General features: G+C 41.0%; 13 protein-coding genes and 1 pseudogene. 11 read left to right on the forward strand and 3 right to left on the reverse strand.

Going from position 1 to position 21,720, the window contains the following annotated elements; genetic code table 11:
• Positions 1-89 precede the first annotated feature (89 nt).
• The 3 genes from H6G18_RS05440 to H6G18_RS05450 all read left to right on the forward strand — a co-directional run bounded on the left by H6G18_RS05440 (position 90) and on the right by H6G18_RS05450 (position 6,064).
• On the forward strand, positions 90-2,783 hold the full coding sequence (locus H6G18_RS05440) for a two-partner secretion domain-containing protein (protein ID WP_190406069.1): 2,694 nt from the start codon (positions 90-92) through the stop codon (positions 2,781-2,783).
• A gap of 65 nt (positions 2,784-2,848) precedes the next feature.
• A complete protein-coding gene (locus H6G18_RS05445; protein ID WP_190406070.1) occupies positions 2,849-5,197 on the forward strand; it encodes a CHASE2 domain-containing protein in 2,349 nt (782 codons plus the stop codon).
• A gap of 27 nt (positions 5,198-5,224) precedes the next feature.
• Positions 5,225-6,064, forward strand: coding sequence for a DUF928 domain-containing protein (locus H6G18_RS05450; RefSeq protein WP_190406071.1), 840 nt, complete (start codon positions 5,225-5,227; stop codon positions 6,062-6,064).
• A 222-nt stretch (positions 6,065-6,286) separates the two neighbouring features.
• Here H6G18_RS05450 and H6G18_RS24965 read toward each other — a convergent pair whose 3' ends face one another.
• Complete coding sequence (locus H6G18_RS24965; protein WP_277875566.1) at positions 6,287-6,409, reverse strand: hypothetical protein; 123 nt, start codon at positions 6,407-6,409, stop codon at positions 6,287-6,289.
• A gap of 40 nt (positions 6,410-6,449) precedes the next feature.
• On the opposite strand from H6G18_RS24965, the gene H6G18_RS05455 reads away from it, so the two are divergent.
• The 5 genes from H6G18_RS05455 (at position 6,450) to opcA (ending at position 12,829) form a co-directional block, all read left to right on the forward strand.
• On the forward strand, positions 6,450-6,734 hold the full coding sequence (locus H6G18_RS05455) for an RNA recognition motif domain-containing protein (RefSeq protein WP_190406072.1): 285 nt from the start codon (positions 6,450-6,452) through the stop codon (positions 6,732-6,734).
• A gap of 538 nt (positions 6,735-7,272) precedes the next feature.
• The gene (gene fbp, locus H6G18_RS05460) at positions 7,273-8,322 is read left to right on the forward strand and encodes a class 1 fructose-bisphosphatase (RefSeq protein ID WP_190406073.1); all 1,050 of its coding nucleotides are present in this window, start codon (positions 7,273-7,275) and stop codon (positions 8,320-8,322) included.
• Positions 8,323-8,552: 230 nt separating this feature from the next.
• On the forward strand, positions 8,553-9,698 hold the full coding sequence (gene tal / locus H6G18_RS05465; RefSeq protein ID WP_190406074.1) for a transaldolase: 1,146 nt from the start codon (positions 8,553-8,555) through the stop codon (positions 9,696-9,698).
• 141 nt (positions 9,699-9,839) lie between these two features.
• Positions 9,840-11,369, forward strand: a complete 1,530-nt coding sequence (zwf, locus tag H6G18_RS05470; protein ID WP_190406075.1) for a glucose-6-phosphate dehydrogenase — start codon at positions 9,840-9,842, stop codon at positions 11,367-11,369.
• Positions 11,370-11,449: 80 nt separating this feature from the next.
• Complete coding sequence (gene opcA, locus H6G18_RS05475; protein ID WP_190406076.1) at positions 11,450-12,829, forward strand: glucose-6-phosphate dehydrogenase assembly protein OpcA; 1,380 nt, start codon at positions 11,450-11,452, stop codon at positions 12,827-12,829.
• 409 nt (positions 12,830-13,238) lie between these two features.
• On the opposite strand, the gene H6G18_RS05480 is transcribed toward opcA, so the two are convergent.
• The gene (locus H6G18_RS05480) at positions 13,239-13,937 is read right to left on the reverse strand and encodes a M23 family metallopeptidase (protein ID WP_190406077.1); all 699 of its coding nucleotides are present in this window, start codon (positions 13,935-13,937) and stop codon (positions 13,239-13,241) included.
• Positions 13,938-14,538: 601 nt separating this feature from the next.
• On the opposite strand from H6G18_RS05480, the gene H6G18_RS05485 reads away from it, so the two are divergent.
• A complete protein-coding gene (locus H6G18_RS05485) occupies positions 14,539-14,922 on the forward strand; it encodes a hypothetical protein (protein WP_190406078.1) in 384 nt (127 codons plus the stop codon).
• A gap of 59 nt (positions 14,923-14,981) precedes the next feature.
• Here H6G18_RS05485 and H6G18_RS05490 read toward each other — a convergent pair whose 3' ends face one another.
• Positions 14,982-16,253 (reverse strand): lipid-A-disaccharide synthase, encoded by a 1,272-nt coding sequence (locus H6G18_RS05490; RefSeq protein WP_190406079.1) that lies wholly within the window; start codon positions 16,251-16,253, stop codon positions 14,982-14,984.
• An 82-nt stretch (positions 16,254-16,335) separates the two neighbouring features.
• Between H6G18_RS05490 and H6G18_RS24585 the strand changes: the two are divergent.
• Both H6G18_RS24585 and H6G18_RS05495 read left to right on the forward strand, forming a co-directional pair.
• Positions 16,336-16,576, forward strand: a pseudogene (locus H6G18_RS24585) (Rpn family recombination-promoting nuclease/putative transposase); the annotation flags it as partial.
• Positions 16,577-17,159: 583 nt separating this feature from the next.
• On the forward strand, positions 17,160-21,605 hold the full coding sequence (locus tag H6G18_RS05495) for an NACHT and WD40 repeat domain-containing protein (RefSeq protein ID WP_190406080.1): 4,446 nt from the start codon (positions 17,160-17,162) through the stop codon (positions 21,603-21,605).
• Positions 21,606-21,720: the final 115 nt, after the last annotated feature.

Genomic DNA, 21,720 nt, shown 5'->3' on the forward strand with positions numbered 1-21,720 from the left:
GTCTTCATAGTTATGGATATAAAAGCAAATTATTTTATAAAACTAATAAACCATTATAAAAATTACTGGTAGATTAAGACTATTTCACCATGTATAAAGACAAATCTAGATTATGGATATTAGGTAATATTTTCATCATTTGGATGTTACTTTGTTATCGCACCTTAGCTGATATTATTCCAGATACAACGCTTCCTGTTAACTCTACTGTCAGATTTCAAGGTAATACCAAAGTGATAGAAGGAGGAACACTGGTAGGAGAAAACCTTTTTCATAGCTTCAAGGAGTTTTCTTTTTCTATCCTAACACCAGATACGACTGGAGACACAGCATTTTTTAAAAACGGTGAAGCTGTTAGAAACATATTTACAAGAGTGACTGGGGGCTTACCTTCAAATATAGATGGAATTATTAAAGCTAACGGTACTGCCAATTTATTTATTATTAATCCTACAGGTATTATTTTTGGTCAAAATGCTAGTCTAGACATTGGTGGTTCTTTTGTTGCTTCTACAGCAACTAGCTTGAAATTTCGTGATAATACAGAGTTTAGTGCTGTTGAGTCTGGTGTCACACCATTATTAACAATCAGTGTGCCAAGTGGTCTGCAATTTGGTGGTCATCTCAGAGATATTGTTAACAAAGCCCAAGCAAATTTTGATGAAGACTCTTATACTCTTGGGTTGCCTATAGGATTAAAGGTTCCTAATGGAAAAACATTAGCCTTAGTAGGTGGTGATCTTTTCTTAACTGGGGGTAACTTAACAGCTATTGACGGAAAAATAGAGTTAGGTAGTGTTGGCGCTAATAGTTTTGTCGGCTTAAACGAAGTAGAAAAAGGATATGCTTTAGAATATTCATCGTCTCAAAAATTTGGTAGTATTCAATTTTCGCAAGGAGCAAGTGTCAATCCGAGTGGTAATGGTGGCGGTGCGATTCATATACAGGGTAGAAATATTAATATTGCAGATAATTCACTGATTATTTCTTTTACTTTTGGTTCACAAACAGGAGAAAATCTTACTATTAATGCAACTGAATCTGTAACATTGAGTAACGGTTCTAATATAGCAACATTTACAGAAGGTGAGGGAAAAGCTGGCGATATATTAATAAATGCTACTGAATTTATAAAAATGGTTGGTACAGCAGATGATAATTCTCCAAGTATTATTGGTTCTCAAGTATGTGTTATTTCTTCAGAGTGTAATAGTGTGACAGGTAACAGTGGTAATTTATTTATAGAGACTCAGAAATTACTTATCGAAAATGGAGCAAGAATAGACAGTTCAACTTTTGGGATGGGTCAAGCAGGGAATATTTTTGTTAAAGCCACAGATACTTTAGAAATTAGTGGAAATAAAGATGGAATTCCCAGTGGAATCTTTGCCCAAGTAGGAGACGACCTCCTAGAAAAACCAGGAGATGCAGGTTCTCTCATGATTAACACAAAAATACTTACTGTGAGAGAGGGAGCGCAAATTGTTACAGCAGGACGACAAGCTGGTAATGGTGGAAATTTAACTATCAATGCAACTGATTCAATTCTTCTAAGTGGATATTCTCCTTTGGCAACATCTGATATTTTAGATAATAACCGCAGTGGAATTTTTGTCTCTGCTGAACCTGGAGCAATGGGTAATGTAGGCAGCTTAAGCGTAAAAACTGAAATATTGACTGTTGAACAGGGAGCAAGAATTTCAGCAGATAACTTTGGTTCTGGTAAAGAAAATACATCGTCTATTAATGTTACACGCTTAATAATTCGTGATGGTGGAGAAGTGAAGTCAGGTTCTTTCGGGGATGGTGCAGGTGGAACTTTGACTGTCAATGCTACCGAGTCTGTAGATGTTATTGGTACTGGAACCATTGGCGGTGAAACTATCCCCAGTACCTTATTCTCCCAAGCCCAAGGAAGCGGTAAAGCTGGGAGTTTATTTATCAATACACCTACTCTCAATGTCCGTGAAGGAGGAGAAGTCACAGTCAGCGCCACAGGTACGGGTGCAGCAGGTAATCTAACTGCAAACGTCAACACAATTCGCCTCAATCAAGGAAAACTGACTGCCGAAACCAATGCTGGTGAAGGTGCAAATATCACTTTAGAAAATGTACAAGTTTTGGTGTTGCAAAATCAAAGTTTGATTTCTGCTCAAGCTTTCAATGATGCTAGTGGAGGTAACATCACTATTAACGCGCCTGATGGCTTTGTGGTTGCTTCCCCCGATGAAAATAATGATATTGTAGCTAATGCTGTTCAAGGGAAAGGTGGCAATATTAACATTAATGCCCGGAGTATTTTTGGTATAGGACAACGCCTATCAACACCAGCAAATAATACTAATGATATTGATGCTAGTTCTCAGTTTGGTTTAACAGGTACAGTCACAATTAATACACCTGATGTAGACCCCAGTAGTGGCTTGGTACAGTTGCCTAATAATTTCACGGATGCGTCACAACAAATAGTCTCTAGCTGTAACCCTGGCAATCCTGCTAGACGTAGTTCCTTCACTATCACAGGACGGGGAGGAATTGCCCGCAGTCCGATGGAACCATTTCAAAGCGAAGTATCTACAGGACGATGGATAACATTAGATACGATGAATTCTCGTCAAAATAGTAATGTGAGCAATAAAAACCCTCAATCTTCCACACCTAAAATAGTCGAGGTGCAAGGCTGGATTGTCGATAAAAACGGTAATGTATCTCTAGTAGCTCAAATACCAAATATCACCCCTCGTGGTGTGTCTGTTGCTAGCGGTGTTTGCTCGGTTGAGTAATATTAAGAATTTTTGATGGGGCGAGACTCAATTTTTTACCAACAGCTATATCTGGAGTACTAACATTGGGCAAGTTAGTAGTTTTAAAGTTAAGTACAGGGAGTTTTGAGGCGGGATTTCCTATAACGCTGCAAATTGGTGATGAAAATGCTCGTCCCACTGTAGAAATTACTGGTGAATTACCACCAGACTCAGATATTCCTCTTTTTTACCATCAATGGCAGTCTATTTACTGTCAACTTAAATTTTCTGGTCGCCCTATCGGTATTCCTAAACAATCAAAACAAACACCTTCTTTAGAAGATTGTCAAAAAGCTGCGGACACTCTAAAAGTTCGTTTAAATACTTGGCTGTCATCCGATAGCTTTCGCTCCATTCGCGAAAAATGGCTGGAAAAACTTACACCAGAAGACCATATCCGTGTACTGCTACAAACTAATGACCTGAGATTGCAAAAACTTCCTTGGCATTTGTGGGATTTGCTAGAACGTTATCCAAAAGCTGAAATTGCTTTGAGTGCGCCTAGCTATGAACAAGTCAACCACAATTCACCGCTTAAATCACAGGTGAAAGTTTTAGCTATTTTGGGTAATAGTCAGGGAATTGATATCCAAGCGGACAGTAAACTATTGCAAGAATTACCTCATGCCAATACTACCTTTTTAGTTGAGCCATCAAGTAAAGACTTAACCGACCAACTATGGGAACCAGACTGGCAGATTTTGTTTTTTGCTGGACATAGTGCTACTGATAAAAGCGGTGATACCGGGAAAATTAATATTAATCAAACAGAGTGTTTGACAATTAGTCAGTTAAAGTACGCCTTGCGGAAAGCCGTAGAACGGGGTTTACATCTGGCGATTTTTAACTCTTGTGATGGTTTGGGTTTGGCACGGGAGTTTGCAGATTTGCAGATACCCCAAATTATCGTCATGCGCGAACCTATTCCTGATAGGGTGGCACAAGAATTTCTCAAGTATTTTTTAGAAGCTTTTGCCCGTGGCGAATCTCTATACATAGCAGTCAGGGAGGCGCGGGAACGGTTGCAAGGACTGGAAAATCAATTTCCTTGTGCTACTTGGTTGCCTGTCATTTATCAAAATCCGGCAGCGATGCCTCTATTATGGCAAGAATTACACGTCAACCAGAATGATGAAATAACCTCTTTACCAAAAATTGCCACTAGAGGAGGTATCAAACTACGACAAGCTTTGTCTGCGGTCATACTTGCCAGCACCGTCGTAACACTATTGTTAATGGGGGTACGGTATTTTGGTTTACTGCAATCATGGGAGTTGATGACATTTGACCACGTACTAGGTTTGCGTCCACAGGAAAAGCCAGATTCACGCATACTGGTAATTACTGTAACTGAAGAAGATGTGCAATCCCAATCTCCAGATAGGCGGGGATCTTTATCTGATGAAGCTCTTGGTAAGTTGTTAGCAAAATTGGAGGCATATCAACCACGAGTGATTGGTTTGGATATATACCGTGATTACGCAGTAAAACCAGCTTATCCAGAGTTAGCCACACGAATGAAAAAAAGCGATCGCTTTGTGGCAGTATGTCAAGTTAGTAACCCCCAAAGTAGCAACCCAGGCATTAAACCACCACCAGAAGTTTCCCCTAGCGCTCTCGGCTTCAGTGATATCGTCATCGATGCAGATAATGTGGTACGTCGTCATCTGTTGGCGTTAACGCCTCCTCCCTCATCTCCCTGCACTGCACCTTATTCTTTAAATGTGCAGTTGGCTCTACGTTATTTATATACTGTAGGAATTAAGTTACAATTTACGCCTGATGGAGCATGGCAACTAGGTAAGCTAACCTTAAAACCAATAGAGGCTCATACCGGAGGCTACCAAGGTATTGACGCGTTAGGACACCAAATTCTACTCAATTATCGCTCCTTTGATAAGTTAGAAGCGATCGCACCACGGATTACATTACAACAAGCACTAACTGGACAACTACAAGCGAATGCAGTCAAAGACAAAATAGTTTTAATTGGCACAACAGCCGAAAGCTTTCGTGATTATTCATTGACGCCTTATGCTTCCTCACAAGGTAAGCTACAGGAAATAGCAGGAGTGTTTTTACAAGCCCAGATGGTTAGTCAGTTGTTAAGTGCGGTTTTAGACGGGCGACCTCTGTTATCAACTTGGCATATATGGGTTGAAGTTATTTGGGTTTGGGGTTGGGCTATTGTAGGGGGTTTACTTGCTCTTTATCTGCGACAACTTACTCATTTAGGACTGGCCGTTGGCATAGCATTCCTGAGTTTGTACAGTATTTGCCTGATATTATTAATACTATACAGTTGTTGGGTTCCCTTAGTACCTGCGGCGATCGCTTTAGGAGTTAATACTGTTATCTTAGTAGCTTTCATCAAGCCTATCAAAGCAGCATAAAAATATTTTTTTGCTTGACAACAAACTATGAAAAGCTTTCAATTCACCATAGCCTTGGGCATAGCATTCACTAGCAATATATCCTACCCTCTACAACTCCAGGCTTTACCACTTGATACAAGTCTTGCCTCAGTCCAATTTATCCCACCACCGCCACCCCCAGACCGGAGTGCAGCAGGTTCTAGAGGTGGGGCTGCAAGTCGTGGATGCGACGCAACTCATCAAACAGTAACAGCCTTAGTACCTACCTACAAACAAACTCTCAACCAAAGTAAGCAAGCAGTTGTTCCCATCACCCAGGTTTGGGGCTTAACAAATGCCGAAAATCCTAACTTCTTCTTTTTTGTTCCACATAACACCTCATCTATCGCCAACATAGAGTTTGTTTTGCAAGAGCAAACCCATAATAAAAGTCAAACTTTATACCGGACTTTCCTAACTCCACCAGAATCACCAGGAATTATTAGTGTTAATTTACCTCCCAGTGCAGCCTCATTACAGATAGGAAAAATGTATCGCTGGTTTTTTAAAGTACGGGTGCAATGCGATGGGCTACGCTCCGCCGTAGACCATCGCCAACAGTCAATGAAACTAGATTATGCTGAAGGTTGGGTGCAAAAAGTTAACCAAAATTTAACCTTAAACGAACAAATTAAACAAGCAACACCTCAAGAAAAAGCGGCGCTTTATGCAGCAAATGGAATTTGGTACGATGCCCTCATGAGTTTGGCAAAATTACGCTTCACCAACCCCAAAGATAAGACTTTGTTAACCAATTGGAAAACTCTACTTAATTCAGTTGGTTTGCAGGAAATAGCTAATCAACCTCTAGTGAATTGCTGCCAACCCAGTATCAATGAAAAGTAGTTTTGCATACAACATCACCAATCATAAAATTTTCATAAAGAACAAACAGATAAAAATATCTTTTCTTTCACCGTTGACTTCATAACCAAGCGATAAACAAGGTTTTCCCCTCTTGTCTTCTGACAATCAGACATATAAGACTTGCTGATTTCATATTAAGAGATATTGTAAAATCTCTCACTTTGAAAATTATCATGATCAGTTATCATATGAGCGTATGCCTCAGTTCAGCCGCAGGGAAACTTTAGTTGGAGTTAATGCCAGCAACCATAATTGCTGCTCTACGACATTTACCGTCTGTGACCAAAAGAGACTAGGCAATATTTGCTCAGAATCTTTTAACATCTGAACTAACCGCTTTTTGTTAAGAATTACGTGATCCCACATGACTATCTACGTTGGAAATCTCTCATACCGCGCCACCGAAGCAGACTTAAGAGCCGTATTTGCAGACTACGGCGAGGTCAAAAGAGTTGTATTACCTACTGACCGCGAAACCGGTCGGATGCGTGGTTTTGCCTTTGTTGAAATGAATGAAGATGCCCAAGAAGATGCAGCTATTACCGAATTAGATGGCGCAGAATGGATGGGTCGTCAACTTAGAGTTAACAAGGCTAAACCGCGAGAAGATGACCGACGAGGTAGTTGGAGTAAACAACAAGATTATTAATCAATAACAGCCTCTGATCCCAGCAAAAGGTGTTTTATTTATCAATACACAGAGGGCTAATGTTCGCTAGAAACATTTAAACAACGCCATAAAAATTAAATAACAAATCCGACTAGTTGTGATTTCCCAAAAAACTATCATAACCAGTCGGATTTTCATTACGCGTATATTCCTATACCCTGAAACCCACCTCAAAGAGGCTTGGTCAAAAGTCAGTCAATGTGAGAATGAACCTTTCCATTAAAAGTAATTGATGCCCATCCTACAAAAATCGTCATAATATTTGTGCAAAATGTTAATAGTAGTACTTAAAACGTCGATTTCGTAGATAGCACACAATACTAAGTACACTTACTCAAACATATTCTGCTATTTCAATGATTATCCCCAGGATAGCAGGCGGAAATTTTTCATTTCTTTAGTTTATCTAAAATCAAATCTAAGTTATCAAATTACCTTTCTAAGATAGAAGCAGCAACTGTATGTTGCCACGCAAAACCTGACCCAACTAACAGCCACTCACTAGGGAGTACATAACATGGCTAAAGCGCCAGAATCTTTGGATTCGTCTATCCAAAAAGCTACAGACAAAGCTCTAGACCGCGATTGTACAACCTTATCTCGTCATGTCCTCCAGCAACTCCAGAGTTTTTCCGCAGATGCACAAGATTTGAGTGCGCTGATGAATCGGATTGCCCTAGCTGGCAAACTGGTAGCCCGTCGCCTTAGCCGCGCTGGTTTAATGGAAGGCGTTCTCGGATTTACTGGGGATGTGAATGTACAAGGGGAATCCGTCAAAAAGATGGATGTTTATGCCAATGATGTGTTTATCTCAGTTTTTGAGCAAAGCGGCTTAGTTTGTCGCCTGGCTTCCGAGGAAATGGATGAACCATACTACATTCCAGAAAATTGCCCCATAGGTCGTTACACCTTACTTTATGACCCCATAGATGGTTCCTCAAACACCGATACAAACCTCAGTTTGGGTTCCATTTTCTCCATCCGTCAACAGGAAGGAGATGATAGCGATGGTCAAGCTAAAGACCTCCTCACCAATGGACGCAAGCAAATTGCGGCGGGCTACATCCTGTATGGTCCCAGCACAATGCTGGTTTACACTATAGGTAAGGGAGTTCACTCCTTTACCCTTGATCCCAGCTTAGGAGAGTTCATCCTCAGCGAGGAAAACATCCGCATTCCTAACCACGGCTCAGTTTACAGCGTCAATGAAGGTAACTTTTGGCAATGGGAAGAATCTATGCGGGAATATATCCGCTATGTACATCGCACAGAAGGCTACACGGCTCGTTACAGTGGCGCAATGGTGAGCGATATTCACAGAATTCTGGTCCAAGGCGGTGTGTTTCTCTACCCAGGAACAATCCAAAACCCTGAAGGTAAATTGCGGTTGTTGTATGAATCTGCGCCCCTGGCCTTTTTAATTCAACAAGCTGGTGGTCGGGCAACTACAGGATTAGTAGACATCTTAGATGTTGTACCGAAAAAACTACACCAACGCACACCTCTAATTATTGGTAGTAAAGAGGATGTGGCGAAGGTTGAATCTTTTATTCAGAACGGTCATTAGGAGAGGAAAAGGCAGGAAAGATGGGGAGATGAGGGAAGAATTTTGACTCAGCACTCATAATTCAGCACTCATAAACTCAGCAATTTTTCAGCTAAATGTGAGAGTTTATCTCAGCTGGCCGATGTCATAAGTGATAGACAAAGCAAAAATGCAAAAGTAACCATCAATACTTTGATGAGTTTTGTCGAAATCACTTAGAACATCTTTTACGGGGTGAAACAACTGTAGCTATGGCTATCAATCATTTATTGGAGATTAAAGAATACGGTCAAAGTATCTGGATGGATAATTTGAGCCGTGACATTATTCAGTCGGGGGAACTGAAAAATTTAGTTGAAAACCAGGGTATTTGCGGGATTACTTCCAATCCAGCAATTTTTGAAAAAGCGATCGCTGATAATGCAATTTATGATGCTGACATAGAAGCTGGAATTCGTGCGGGATTACCCACATACAAAATTTATGAATCCCTGGTTTTCGCAGATATCCGTAACGCTTGTGATATCTTGCGCCCTGTATATGAAGCCTCGAATAAATTAGATGGTTATGTGAGTATCGAAGTACCACCAACCATTGCCCATGATACACAAGCCACGATTAATGAAGCCCGCCGCTATTATCAAGAAATCGGTCGGGAAAATGTGATGATTAAAATCCCCGGTACTGAAGCCGGTTTGCCAGCCGTAGAACAGGTAATAGCTGAGGGAATTAACGTTAACGTTACCTTGCTATTTTCTGTCCAAAGCTATATCAACACAGCTTGGGCATATATTCGGGGCTTAGAAAAACGTTTAGCTGAGGGTAAAGATATCAGTCAAATTGCTTCTGTTGCCAGCTTCTTTCTCAGTCGGATTGATAGCAACATTGACGGTAAAATTGATGCCAAACTAGCCCGTGGCGTTGATGATATTAACCTGGAAGCAAAACTGAGAGCTGTTAAAGGTAAAGTAGCGATCGCTAATGCCAAGATTGCTTATCAAGAATACAACAAAATTATTGAAAGCGATCGTTGGCAAGTCCTAGCAGTCAAAGGCGCAAAAGTGCAAAGATTATTGTGGGCCAGCACCAGCACTAAAGACCCTGACTACAGCGATGTCATGTATGTCGATGAGTTAATTGGCCCCGATACCGTCAATACCTTACCACCAGCGACAATTACCGCTTGTGCTGACCATTGCGAAGTCGCTAACCGTATAGAAACAGGAGTTGCAGAAGCTTACCAGTTAATAGAAAGCCTCAAAGACCCAGACATCAACATTAATATTGATGCCGTTATGGACGAATTGTTAATCGAAGGTATTAACAAATTTGTCCAACCTTTCCAGTCCCTAATGAACTCTTTAGAGGGCAAAGTCAAGCTATTGTCACCAGTATAGGGACTGGGTACTAGGAAGAGGCACAGGGACAGGGAGCCGGGAGCAGGGGAGAAGAAATTTACCTGATCCCAATCCCCAATCCCCAATCCCCAGTACCCAGTACCCAATCTCTCAAACCTCCATCTAAAATCCAAAAACTGTATGGTTAGTCTCCTAGAAAATCCCTTGCGCATTGGTCTGCAACAGCAAGGGATGCCTGAACCCCAAATCATAGTCATTTTCGGCGCTTCTGGTGATCTTACCTGGCGCAAACTCGTTCCCGCACTTTACAAATTACGTCGGGAACGGCGCATTCCCCCAGAAACTACCATTGTTGGGGTAGCCCGTCGAGAATGGAGCCACGAATACTTCCGCGAGCAAATGCAAAAAGGCATGGAAGAGGCTCATAGCAGTGTCGAACTCGGAGAACTGTGGGAAGATTTTTCTCAAGGTCTGTTCTATTGTCCTGGAGACATAGACAATCCTGAAAGTTACCAAAAACTCAAGGATTTGTTAACCGAATTAGACGAGAAAAGAGGTACACGGGGAAACCGGATGTTTTACCTCTCTGTTGCTCCTAACTTCTTTCCTGAAGCCATTAGACAACTAGGGGGAGCAGGAATGCTAGACGATGAGTATAAACATCGTCTAGTAATTGAAAAACCCTTTGGTCGAGACTTGGCATCTGCCCAAAGTCTGAACAAAGTGGTGCAAAAATATTGCCAAGAAAACCAAGTTTATCGCATTGATCATTACTTAGGTAAAGAAACAGTTCAAAACTTGCTAGTATTCCGCTTCGCCAATGCAATTTTTGAACCACTGTGGAATCGTCATTTTGTTGACCACGTACAAATTACCGTCGCCGAAACCGTAGGTGTGGAAGATCGGGCTGGTTATTACGAAAAAGCCGGCGCACTGCGGGATATGTTGCAGAACCACCTCATGCAACTTTACTGTCTCACAGCGATGGAAGCACCAAACTCAATGGATGCTGATAGTATCCGCACAGAAAAAGTCAAAGTGCTACAAGCTACTCGCCTAGCTGATGTACATAACTTGTCACGTTCAGCCATACGCGGACAATACAGTGCTGGCTGGATGAAAGGTCAACCAGTATCTGGGTATCGGACAGAACCAGGAGTTGATCCCAATTCCTCTACACCTACCTACGTAGGCATGAAGTTCTTAGTTGACAACTGGCGTTGGCAAGGTGTTCCTTTTTACCTGCGTACTGGCAAGCGGATGCCGAAAAAAGTCAGTGAGATTTCCATCCATTTCCGTGATGTTCCCTCTCTGATGTTTCAATCCGCCGCGCAACAGAGAAATGCCAACATTTTGGCTATGCGGATTCAGCCGAATGAAGGAATTTCCTTGCGTTTTGATGTGAAAATGCCAGGAGCCGAATTCCGCACTCGTTCCGTAGATATGGATTTCAGCTATGGTTCCTTTGGGATTGAAGCTACTTCCGATGCTTACGATCGCCTATTCCTTGATTGTATGATGGGCGACCAGACATTATTCACCAGAGCCGACGAAGTAGAAGCAGCTTGGCAAGTAGTCACCCCCGCATTGTCTGTTTGGGATACACCAGCCGACCCCGCCACTATTCCCCAGTACGAAGCAGGAACATGGGAACCAGCAGAAGCAGAATTTTTGATTAACCAAGATGGTCGTCGCTGGCGCAGACTTTAATTAGTCATTAGTCATTGGTCATTATTCCACGGACAACTGACAATTAACAACTAACAACTGACAACTACACAAAATTGGCTATGACTTCTCAAGCTCCTACCATTTTCTCACTTCAAGCCCCGAAGGATATTTCGCTGAACGAAATCGAAACGGAACTCAATCAAATTTGGCAAAGTTACGGTATTACTGGCGAAGATGGCGCACTACCTGCGGCAACTCGTGCTACCACATTTACTCTAGTAGTATATGAACCAGAAGAAACCCAATATCTGTTGGCATCTTTAGGATTTTACAACGGCCCCATTGATGGCATCCTGGGCCCACAGACAGAGGTTGCACTGCGACAAGTACAAATCAAGTATGCACTGCCAGAAACCGGTACAGCCACACCCGAAACCATAGCTAAACTGCGGGAAGAATTCGCCAAACGCCAAGGCAATTCTGCTACAAGTGAAACTACTAATGGAAATGCTTCCTATAGTTACAGTAGCACCAGCCCCAGGATTGCTGATGAAATCGCCCTCCGCAACCCTTGCCGGATTATTGCCCTGTTTCCCATTGTCGGTGAAGATGAAGGGGTAAAGGCTCAAGTTTCTGCTTACTGCCCCATTCAAAAGCAATCATCTAGTACACTCATCTGCTGCGAATACATCACTCTCAGTGGTACGCCTGCTGCTTTGGAAAGAATTGGCGGGATGATTCCAGCGTTGTTGATTGGTGGCTTGCCAAAATTTCTGTGGTGGAAGGCTACACCAGACCCTAACAACACTCTATTCAAGAGATTAGCAGCAGTTTGTAACAACGTCATTGTTGATTCTTGCAACTTCAACGAGCCAGAAAGCGATTTACGTAGCCTCAAAGAATTAGTAGCAACAGGTGTACCTTTAGCTGATTTAAACTGGCGTCGCCTGTCCGCATGGCAAGAGTTGACAGCTCAAGCTTTCGATCCCCCAAACCGTCGTGCAGCGCTCAAAGACATTGACCGAGTGACAATTGATTACGAAAAAGGTAACCCCGCCCAAGCATTGTTATTTTTGGGTTGGTTGGCGAGTCGCTTAGAATGGCTACCAGTTTCCTATCAAAAGGATAGCGGCGATTATGACATCACGCGCATTCATTTTGTCAATCAAGACCAAAAGCAAGTAGAAGCTGAGTTAGCAGGTGTTCCCGTTGCTGATGTGGGTGATATTGTCGGCGATTTAATTGCACTGCGTCTTAGTTCAACCAATACTCAAGCAAATTGTGGTACAGTTATCTGCTCAGAAACTGGCGGTTGTATGCGGATGGAAACTCACGGTGGCGCTCAATCGGCTGGTTTGTTTCAACAAGTAAGTTCCTTGTCGGAACAAAAAGCAGAAGCTCTGCTCAGTCAACAGGTACAACGTTGGGGACGTGAGTCACTATTTGAAGAAAGTCTTGCAGTTATCGGACAAGTATTGCAGTCAGAAGCTAAGAGTTAAGTCAGCCTAAATAAAAATAAGGAAGATTTCCCATCTAAGTTTGTGCGAATTAAGTGAAACCCGGTTTTGTTAACAAAGCCGGGTTTTTAGTTTGAAGCTCAGTGAAATTAATCATCAAAATTCGCTAATTTGTATTCTGTTAACAGTATTCTCATAGGCTAATCATTTATTAGTTAGTTAAGCCTGTATGGAAAAAGATGAGGAGTATATTTTGAGTAAAAATGTAGTCAGCTTGATTAGTTTTATAGCTGCTATTATTTTCAGTATTGGAGCCATCATTTTAATTCAATCACTGAATATACCTGCCTTCATAACTCTTAGTGTTTCTGTACTAAGTAGTTGTTTTTTGTTGATTTTCATTTTTATACATAATCTAATATCTCACTTTAAATAGTTGAATTCAGCATAACTAATATCCAAAATTAGGAGTATTACTTGACTCTTGAATAATTACTTGTGATTGCTGAATGTTGGCGTTTGAACGACCTCTAGCAACTTGCTGTTGGGAAAACATTTCTCGCAATACCATTGCTGGATCTACATAGTTATTAGCGTATTTCATTCCCCAATGAAGATGTGGCCCGGTTGTGCGTCCAGTCATCCCTACTCTACCAATTCTGGCTCCAGTGGGTATAGTTTGACCTTCCCAAATCTGAATACCGCCTGGGCGGTCAATGAAATAACGACGACCATTGGCGGAGTCTACATAGCCTTCCATGTGACAGTAGGTGTGTTCCCATTCCCCTGACTTAATTACTATGTGCGTACCACAGGCATTTTTATCGCCAACTTTCATAACTGTACCAGCCCACCAGTTGCGAATATAACTACCTTGGGGAGCAGCAATATCTAAGCCACTGTGAAATTCCCACCCAGTTCCGCCAGTAGCAGAACGGCGATAGCCAAATGCAGATGTGTAAGCTTGAAAATTCTCCACTGGAAAAGAAGCCGCTAGCCAACCACTACTTTTTGCTGTTTTACTTGACTGTATTTCTCTAGCTATCACAACTTCGGCTTTAGGTAATAAAGTTATGAAGCTAACTATATTTAATCCTAATGCTAATAGCGTGGCTCCAGAAAGTGCTACTTTTTGTTGCCTATTAATCATTTTTTATTCCTCAAGCCACTTAATATACTTAAATCTAATTTCTGTGAATTTTGTGTAAATACAATCGAAAAATTAAACAGAAAATTTAAACTTACTACTTTTAAAAAAGGTGTGTTTTATGGCTCATGGGAATTAATATTTACGTATGTACTGAGCATTTTCTACATCTTTAGTCAAATAGCTTACGATATAAAGCTTTAACCTGTCAAATGTACCTGAAAAAATATCACTATAGGTGGTTACTTGATATCAAATAAATGCTTGTTTGGAAAAAATATATAAAATATGGAGTGTACTTACTCTAGTACCTACGTATATACTTAAGTAAGTAATTGTGTCAAAATAAACAATTAATAATCGAAGTGATTCTCAACTCTGTATTGTTAGTGACAAGTTCATCAAAATTTTTAAATGTAAATTTTTATTCATTCATGAGCTAGTGACCATTTGCAATAATTTTACGAATGAAATGGCAACTCATCTCAAAAAATAGTTGCCAAGTATTCAAAATATTGTTAGCTTTTATGCTTAAAATTGCTGAATATGTCGATTGACTTTAGCCGAAACGTCAATCTGACCACTTGCAGGACTCCCCCAAGCCATGCTGACTGAAATCTTTCCTTTCCGTTTTGAATTGAACACAATTGCGATCGCCGGATCGACTTTATGGTCTTTGGCGCTATATTTAGGCTTTTCCCCGGTGAGTGAATGGGTAATCGAACAACTCAACCGTTGGTTTAACTTTGCGGAGCGATCGCTATATACTAGCCAAACAGAATTTGAAAAAACTCGCAAAGCCAGAGAAGCCCAAAACGCCTTTTACGCCTCACTTTTTAGTATTGTGCCATTTCTGATAGTCGGCACTTTATGTAACTGGGGAATAGAAATCAGCTTAGGTCGAGGCTGGGCTATTAGCACGGGTATACTAGCTTGTATGGGTTGCGGTATTTATGAACTAGGACGACGTGACGGGCAATCTGATTAATTAGTCAATAGTCATTAGTTATTGGTTATCAAATTCTCTTCTCCCCCTCCTCCCCCTCTCTATTCTCCCAACTTCTCAATTTCTTCACTAACAATTTGTGCTATCTTCTGGGCGGCACCGCTTTCACCACGAACACGGCGGAGTTTTGTTTGTATTTGGGCTAATTTTTCGGGATGAGTCAATAAATCTATAACCATATCCCCAACTTTTTCAGGCTGGAGTTTACCTACAAGTTCTGGGACTATTTCTTCTTGCGCCCAGATGTTAGGCCATGCTAATAAACCTTTGCGTCTGAGAAATAGCCAGTTAATTATCTTGGCAAAAGTTGAACCCACTCCGGGTAAATTTGCCAAAATTCCTGGTAAACCATCCCAAGAACGCATAGCATCAAGTTGCTGTGTAGGTAGCAAAACAAGCATTGGCACACCCAAAGCACCTAATTCAGCTGTATTGGCTCCCACCGTAGTTAAACAAAGACTACAGTGGGATAATAATTCATAGGCAGGATTTTCTTGCCATAGCTCCACATTTAAACCTTTACCTGTTTTCAGTAGCGGTTTTTGATTGCTTTGTTCTGTCAAGACTAAAGTAGTACTGGAAAATTTAAAAGTTTCCACAAAAGGGTTTTTTTGGGAATCACCAAAACTAGCTAAAGTTTCCAAATCCAAAGTTGGGGCTACGGGAATAACAAATTTTGTTTGCGGTTTTCTGCTGTGGATGTATTCAGCGATCGCTAACATTAACGGTACACCTTGAGCTAGTTTTGCCGCTTTTGATCCTGGCAAAATACCGATGATTGGGAAGTCGGGCGTGGGGAGTTGGGAGTTGGGAGTGATATCTGAGGAATTGGCTTCTAGCATTAAGTCGCCGACAACTGTAAATTTGTGAGCATATTTTGCTGAGGCTTTAGCTGAAAGTTGGGGTTTCATGACTCCGAAGCGGTCGATTAAGTTATGCCATCTCGCTTCCCATTCGGCATATACTACTGTGCGATATCCGAGTTTTTTGCCTATGACTACCGGAAAAAATTGGTCGCCTCCCAGGAAAACAATTACGCCTTTCTTTCTCCAATCCCAATTGTCAAAAGTTTTACCCCATAACAAAAACTGCCAAAAATACTCTGCTGATTGTACTCGGTCTACTTCTGGGTAAGAAAGGGCGATCGCTGCTTCTTTACCACTAGCATTAGGACAAGGTGACAAAAGGACGGAAATCCTCACCTCGTCACGGTCATCACCCAATTTTTCCCGTAAAGCTTTAACTACTGGACGCACCCAGGTTGTTACTTCCCCTGGGCCATTAGAAAGAATGAGAATATCTATTGGAGTCATAAGTTCATGGTGAAGATTTTTCTAACTACTTACCTAATTCATTTCTCACTGACACAGAAAAGTACTGATATAATTACGAACTATCTTTGATCATGTCTGTAAATTTTTTTGCCGAATCATTTTCCAGTGACTTTGCTACTTGGCTGCTGAATGAACCAATGACGCTCACTGAAATTAGTCCATCTGGATTATCACTCTAACTAATACGTGCAGATGCGCTAATTTTTTTGCATTCAGATGAAATCGTCCTCCATCTGGAATTCCAAACTAGACCAAAAGCTGACATTCCCTTTCGGATGAGTAATTATTGCTTACGGGTGTATTGAAACTTTCCCCATAAGCAAATGCGTCAAGTTGTCATTTATTTACATAAACACAAAAACCTTGTAAGCCTTACCTCACAAGGGTTTTAAGATGAAAGCGGGCGGCGGGAATCGAACCCGCATTAATAGCTTGGAAGGCTATATACAATCCTTTATTTACAACAGTTTCAACTTATTTTTACAATTTCTACACCCAATTTACACCCAACAGAACAATATTAAAATTTCCTGACTTTTCAACTTCTGATTAAGATTGAACTATTGACAGAAATAATTAAATATGTATATAGGTTTTGGGGAATTAGGATTAAATTTGGGCGATCGCCAACTTTCTCATTTTTAGCGATCGCATGGTTCTACTATCTTATTGCAAATGGCGTTAACACAACAAATTGGAGATTTTTGTGACTGCCACCACCTACAGTGGGCGCTCTGTGCCATTGCTACCCATAAACCTTCAAACCGACAATCAGGTAATGCTTGAGAAAGTATAAAAGAAAACTTTTATATCTCAGATATCCCTTGTAATAATAGTAATTAACCATAGTTTAACAAGGTTGCTCTACGTTTTCGGGGTGTCGTAATGAGCTTAATTAACCTGGATCTAGTTATCAGCGCAGTTACTAGCATTGCCAATCCTGTGATTAAAGAAAAAATCCTGCGTAGTGAGACAGTAATTAAGTTACTCCAGCAATTTAACCTTGATCCAGAGCATCCACCTGCGGATTTTAGCGGTGTTTACGCCTACACCTTAGTCGAATATGGTGTTGGCAAACCAAAAGCATTTCTGGAATTATTTCGACAAGAGGCCATTAAACAGGCTTTTCGCAAAGCATTAGGTCATAATAACCCCTCAATTCTGCTGTCTGAGGTTGATACTTTTCTTGATGCTTGTACTTTGGGTGATGAAATCAGAAGCTTAGAACTGGACGTGAGAAGAGAAGTAGCTGCGTTTGCGACTGTATTTATTGAAGTCGCCAAACGCAGTCGCACACCTGCTGATGTTTTGATGAGTCAGCAGATTGGTTCTTTACATAAAAGGATTGCTAGTATCCAAGAACAACTGGAGAGATTGCCTACACTGGAAGGAATTCGGACAGAAATGGCAAGATTAGCCACCCAGAATTATCCAGCATTAACCCCAACTGCCACTGAAAATCAATGTAGAGCGATCGCCTTAGCCCAACAAATGCGAGGATGGTTTGAAACCTTGGGCTACCGCCTAGAAAAATATGAAATCTGGGCAGAAGAATATTTTGAATGGATTATCAAAGTTCCAGTCCGCCGCAGTTATGACCGCATTCTTGTACGTGGGGTTGCAGGAGAAGTGGGACTGAGTGACGTTATGGCTTTGCGTCAATCAGTTAATCAACAAAAAACTGATGAAGGCTGGTTAGTCAGTACCCGACGCATTTCCCGTGCAGCACGCGATGAAGTCAAGAAAGAAGAAAATCGTCACCTTGATTGTTTTACATTTGACGAACTGATTGATTTAGATGCTGACTTTACTGGTTATCTTGATTGGTTAGAAGCGGAAATCAAACGCCGCAAGATTGATCAAAAGTATGTGCCGCTTGCTTGCACTAAAGAAGAAATTGATCCAGTAACTAAGCGGCGAATTGGTGTCAGCCGTTATGAAGCAGAAGACGGTTGGATTGATGGTTACATCGACCTTTGGCTGGATGACCCTACTAAAGAACATATTTCCATTCTGGGAGAATTTGGCACAGGTAAAACTTGGTTTGTCTTTCACTATGCTTGGACAGCACTGCAACGTTACAAGGATGCTCAAAAACGTGGTGTTGAACGTCCCCGTTTACCTCTAGTAATCACCCTGCGTGACTTTGCCAAGGCTTTAAATGTAGAAAATGTTTTGGCAGGTTTCTTCTTTACTCAACACAATATCCGCTTAAATAGCGAAGTGTTTGACCAACTCAACCGGATGGGTAAATTGCTGCTTATTTTCGATGGTTTTGACGAAATGGCAGCAAAAGTTGACCGCCAACAGATGATCAACAATTTCTGGGAACTCGCAAAGGTAGTAGTTCCAGGTTCTAAAGTTATTCTCACCTGTCGTACTGAACATTTCCCAGAGGCGAAAGAAGGACGCGCTTTACTCAACGCAGAACTGCAAGCATCTACGAAGAAACTAACTGGGGAAACACCACAATTTGAAGTGCTGGAACTGGAGAAATTCAACGATGAGCAAATACGGCAGGTTTTGTTATACCAAGCTGAACCAGCCACAGTTGAACAAGTCATGGGCAATTCGCAATTATTAGACTTAGCCCGTCGTCCAGTGATGACTGATTTAATTTTGGAAGCATTGCCAGATATTGAGTCCGGTAAACCTATTGATATGTCACGGGTTTATCTGTATGCAGTGCGGCGCAAGATGGAACGAGATATTAAGGCAGAACGTACTTTTACTTCCTTGGCAGATAAGTTGTACTTTTTATGCGAACTGTCTTGGGAGATGTTGTCTACTGACCAAATGAGTCTTAATTATCGCTTGTTCCCAGAACGTATTCGTCGCTTATTTGATTCTGTTGTGCAAGAAGAGAAAGATTTAGATCACTGGCATTATGACATGATGGGACAGACCATGCTTGTCCGTAATGCTGATGGTGACTACACTCCGGCTCATAGGTCACTGTTAGAGTTTTTTGTGGCGTATAAGTTTGCGGCAGAGTTGGGGGTGTTATCTAGCGATTTTACAGAATTGGCCCAAGCGCAATCGCTTGTAGATAAAAGCGTCGTCCCTGTTGATTATACTTGGTCTAGTTATTTTTCGCGTCAAAGGAGTGGTGAGGCGATCGCACCACTTAAGGCATTTATAAGTGAATCTTTGGAGAAGTTGAGGGAAACTTTTGGAAAAACGCCACTTACCAAAGCTGTCATGGATTTACTTTTGCCGATGGTTGATCTTGAAGCAACAGAGGCAATTATTAAAGTTATTAAGGGGACAAGGAGAAGAAGTGAGGATGAGGTTGGCTATGTTGGTGGGAATGCGGCAACTGTTTTAGTAAAAGCAGATAAGGCTGCATTAAATCATCTTGACCTTTCTCAAGCGGTAATTTTACAAGCTGATTTGACCGAAGCAACTTTACATCATGTCAATTTTTCTCAAGCTAATCTGAGCAATTCTATTTTCACTAAGGTATTAGGCACTGTCTTGTCAGTAGCATTTAGTCCAGACGGAAGGATTTTTGCTACAGCAGATGCTAATGGGGAAATCTACTTATGGCAATTTATAGATTGTAAACGGCTGTCCACTTTAGAAGGGCATATTGATTGGGTACGAACAATTGCCTTTAGTCCCAATGGTCGAATGCTCGCCAGTGGTAGCCAAGACCAAACAGTAAAGTTGTGGGATATCCTCACAGGTAGATGCGTTAAAACTTTCAATGAACACACTGATAGAATATATTCTGTTGCTTTTAGCCCTAATAGCCAAATACTAGCTAGTAGCAGCCAAGACCAAACAGTAAAGTTGTGGGATATCAATACAGGTAAATGTCTTCAAACTTTACATGGTCACACTAATAGAATATATTGTGTTGCTTTTAGTCCTAATACTCTGATACTTGCTAGCGGTGCGGAAGACCAAACAGTAAAGTTGTGGGATATCAATACAGGTGAATGTCTTCAAACTTTACATGGTCACACTAATAGAATTAGGTCGATTAATTTCAGCCCTGACGGTAAAATCCTTGCTAGTGGTAGTAGGGATCATACAGCAAGGCTTTGGGATATTGATACAGGTAAATGCGTAAAAGTTTTAGAGGGGCATACTGGTACAGTATGGTCAGTAGCATTTAATAACATTGGTCAAATAATCGCAACTGGCAGTGGTGATAATACAGTAAGGTTATGGGATTTACAAACTGGTAAATGCTTTCAAATATTACAAGGTCATTTTAATTGGGTACGTTCGGTCAGCTTTCACCCACAAAATCATATTTTAGCCAGTGCTGGTGATGACCAAGCAGTAAGATTATGGGACATTAATACTGGCGATTGTTTAAATTCTTTACAAGGATACCACCATTTACTATTATCTGTTGCTTTTAGTCCTGATGGTAAGACTTTAGTTAGTGGTAGCAACGACACTTTAGTAAGATTATGGAATATCAATACAAGCAAATGCTTCCAAATTTTACAAGGTCATAAAGCATGGGTGACATCTATTGCTATTAGCCCAAATGGACAAATTCTAGCTAGTGGAAGCTCAGATAAAACAGTAAAAATTTGGGATATACGTAATGGTAGCTGTCTAAAAACTATAGAAGCGAAAAGTAATTGGGTTTTACCGACTGTGTTTAGTCCAGATGGTCAATTTCTAGCTTTTGCTGACAAAACAACAATTCAGTTGTGGAATATTTCTACTGGTGAACATTTTAAAACTTTACAAGGACATACAGACTGGCTAAAATCTATCGCTTTCAGCCATGATGGCAAATTATTAGCTAGTGGAAGTGAAGATAACACAATAAAACTATGGGATATTAGTACAGGTCAATGTATCAACACTTTGCAAGGACATCTTGATTGGGTTTGGTCAGTTAGCTTTAATCTTGATGGACAAATATTAGCAAGTGGTGGTGGTAACTACGATAAAACAGTAAAACTATGGAATACAAGCACTGGTGAATGTATCAAAACTTTGCAAGGACATAGCAGTGACGCAAGGTTCGTGGAATTTAGCCCAGATAGTCGAATTATCGCCAGCAGCAGTCACGATAGAACAATTAGGCTATGGGATTTTTATACAGGTGAGTGTTTTAAAACTTTAGAAGGACATACTAACTGGGTAGTATCTATTTCGTTCAGCCCTGATGGGAAAATTTTGGCTAGCGGTAGTGAAGACGGAACAATAAAACTTTGGGATATACAAACAGGTTGTTGTATATCGACCCTGATACCTGAAAGACCTTATGAACGTATGAATATAACAGGCGTTAAAGGCTTAACCGAAGCTGAAAAAGCCACCCTTAAAGCATTAGGTGCGTTGGAAGATAGAGAATAAATCTGGAACTATATACAAGCAGAAGTGTTGAAGCGATCGCCCCCACTTTCCCTTACATTAATTTGGTAAGAGCAATCAGCTACGCTGCTGGGCGGTTACGCCATCGCATGGCGAA

Origin of the sequence: Anabaena subtropica FACHB-260 (assembly GCF_014697105.1) — a bacterium.
In the GTDB taxonomy this organism is placed as follows: domain Bacteria; phylum Cyanobacteriota; class Cyanobacteriia; order Cyanobacteriales; family Nostocaceae; genus Trichormus; species Trichormus subtropicus.